We start from the raw sequence: 2,220 nt of genomic DNA, 5'->3' as shown, positions 1-2,220 counted from the left end.
ACCGGGGCGCCGATGGCGGGGGCGGTGCCGACGGGCGCGCCGAGCCGGTCCTTCAGCTCCAGGAGCAGCTTCTGGGCGCGGACGACCGCGTCGGCGGCCTCGGCGACCTGCTCGTCGTCGGGTGCGCCGATCACGGCCATGAGCTGCTCGACCATGGCGTGCTGGAGTTCCTCGGTGGACTGGCTCATCTCGTCGTCTCCTGTTCGGGTGTGGGTGCGCCGCAGGGGCGCCGAGCGGGTGTCAGAAGGCGTTGCAGGCGCGGAAGACGTGCGCGAAGCCGGGCAGCGAGGCCTGCGGTCCGTCGATGGCGACGTACTCCGGGATGACCACGTCGGGGGCCCACTTCTGCTTGTACGACAGCTGGGTCTGCGCCGGGTACAGCGCGGCGCCCTCGGCCCACAGGGCGTGCATCAGCCACTGGAACGCGGGGCTGTGGCCGTCGAGTTCGTGGCTCGCGTCGAGCCCGGTGAACGGCGTGAAACCGAAGTGCAGCCACTCGACGCCCTCGGCCCGGAACACCTCGATGGCGTGCGCGTTGATGGCCTCCATCAGGCCCGGGGAGCCCTCGGGGACGCGCCGGCTGAGGTCGTGCATCCAGCCGGCCCGGCTGCCGTACACCGGCGAGTACGAGATGTAGGCGACCGGGGCGCCGTCGATGGTGCCGGTGAACAGCCGGCGGTGGGCCTGGGCCGGGCCGCCGATCTGGCCGACGAGGAACTCAAGCTGCTGGGCGCCGCCCTTGGAGCCGAGCCAGGCCTGGTCGATGGCGGCGATGGCGTCCCGCTCGTCGACCGCGTCGGCCTCCTGGATCTGCAGGCCGTTGCGGTGGGCGCGGGAGATCTTGTTGCGCAGCTGCATGAACTTGGTGCCGCGCAGGGTGAACTCCGCGAGGCTCACCGCCCAGGAGGCGCCGACCTGGTTGACGGCGCAGCCGCGCCGGGCGTACCGCTCGGCGTCGGTGCGCTGGAGCTGCACGCCGACCAGGCTCAGGCCCTCGTCGCGGACGTAGGTCCGGAAGGCGTCGAGCAGGGTGTCGTAGTCCCGCTCGGCGGCGAAGGGGCCGCCGAACTGGACGGCCCAGCGGCCGGTGCGGCGGTAGACGACGACACCGTCCGCGCCCGGGACGGTGAAGACACTGTTTCCGCTGTTGAGCGCCAGGAACGAACTCGGGTTCTCGCTCGTGGTGTGGGCGCGTATCGCGTCGAGAATCCGGCTGTCGGTGCCGGTTTCGGTGGTGGTCGCGGTCATTCCCGTACCCCTTTCGGGAGCGTATTCCGTCGAAGGGAGTACAGCACCGCAAGGTTGTTCACGAAAAGGGCAGTTGGAAATTCATTGCCTGTGTCAGAAGCGTGTCAGCATTCCGTCAGCAGCAACTGTCAATGTGGTCCATGTGAACGGCACGGGGAACCGGAGCCGGAAGCGAGGAGAGGTGCCCGGAGTGGCCGATCGGGGACCTGGAGCACAGCTCTGGTCGGGCCTGACAAGGTCCACGCAGGTTCAAACCCTGCCCTCTCCGCCATCAGCCGGAACCATGGCCGGACGCAATTTCCGGTCGGGGTGAACGGGAATTCACCGACCCGGCGTGCGGCATCAGATCACCCCCCAGCCGGTGCTTCGCCGAAGGCGCTGGAGCACCGGATCCTCCAGGAACCGCCGGCCGCCCCCCGTCCCGGCGGAGCAGACGCCCCGGCGAGCCGCTCAAGGAGTCGAGGCCCGCCGGGGCGCGGCGCGTTCGGTCACCCTGTCTTTCACCGCAGCACCACCCCAGAAACACCGTCGCCGAGGAATTGTCATCAAGGGGGAAAGACATGCTGAGGTTCTCCGTTCTCGGGGCACTGGAGATACGCACCGCCGCGGGCCCCGCGGATGTCTCCGGCGATCTGCAGCGCAGCCTGGTGCAGACCCTGCTGGTCAGCGAGGGCCTGCCGATCTCCGGGGAGAGCCTGGCCGAGGAGATGTGGGGCGACTCCTTACCCGACAACCAGGCCAACGCCCTGCAAGCGCACGTCAGCCGGCTGCGCCGCAGGCTCCGTGCGCTGGAGCCGGACCGGCCGGCCTCCCGGGTCACCATCCACCCCGCGGGCTACCGGCTCGGCGTCGGCGAGGGCGAGCTGGACGCCGCCGAGTTCGTGCGGGCCGTGCGGCAGGCGGAGTCGGCCTCGCCGGACGACGCGGCGCGCACCGCCCGGCTGCTCGGCGGGGCGCTGGCGCTGTGGCGCG

The 2,220-nt window shown here is 70.7% G+C and carries 2 protein-coding genes, 1 tRNA gene and 1 pseudogene; 2 read left to right on the top strand and 2 right to left on the bottom strand.

Annotation, left to right across the window (positions count from 1 at the left end; translation table 11 throughout):
- Together ACWEN3_RS45655 and ACWEN3_RS45650 are read right to left on the bottom strand one after the other, a co-directional pair.
- Positions 1-77, bottom strand: a pseudogene (locus tag ACWEN3_RS45655) (Holliday junction branch migration protein RuvA); the annotation flags it as partial.
- A gap of 163 nt (positions 78-240) precedes the next feature.
- Positions 241-1,248: a DUF2156 domain-containing protein gene (locus ACWEN3_RS45650; protein ID WP_452984245.1), complete on the bottom strand. Its 1,008-nt coding sequence runs from the start codon at positions 1,246-1,248 to the stop codon at positions 241-243.
- A gap of 175 nt (positions 1,249-1,423) precedes the next feature.
- On the opposite strand from ACWEN3_RS45650, the gene ACWEN3_RS45645 reads away from it, so the two are divergent.
- Both ACWEN3_RS45645 and ACWEN3_RS45640 read left to right on the top strand, forming a co-directional pair.
- Positions 1,424-1,519 (top strand) — tRNA-OTHER (locus tag ACWEN3_RS45645).
- A 289-nt stretch (positions 1,520-1,808) separates the two neighbouring features.
- The coding region (locus ACWEN3_RS45640; RefSeq protein ID WP_452984243.1) for an AfsR/SARP family transcriptional regulator at positions 1,809-2,220 on the top strand (412 nt) is incomplete at its 3' end.

The organism is Streptomyces sp. NPDC004561 (assembly GCF_053602155.1).
This window is presented reverse-complemented; position numbering and strand designations above follow the sequence as displayed.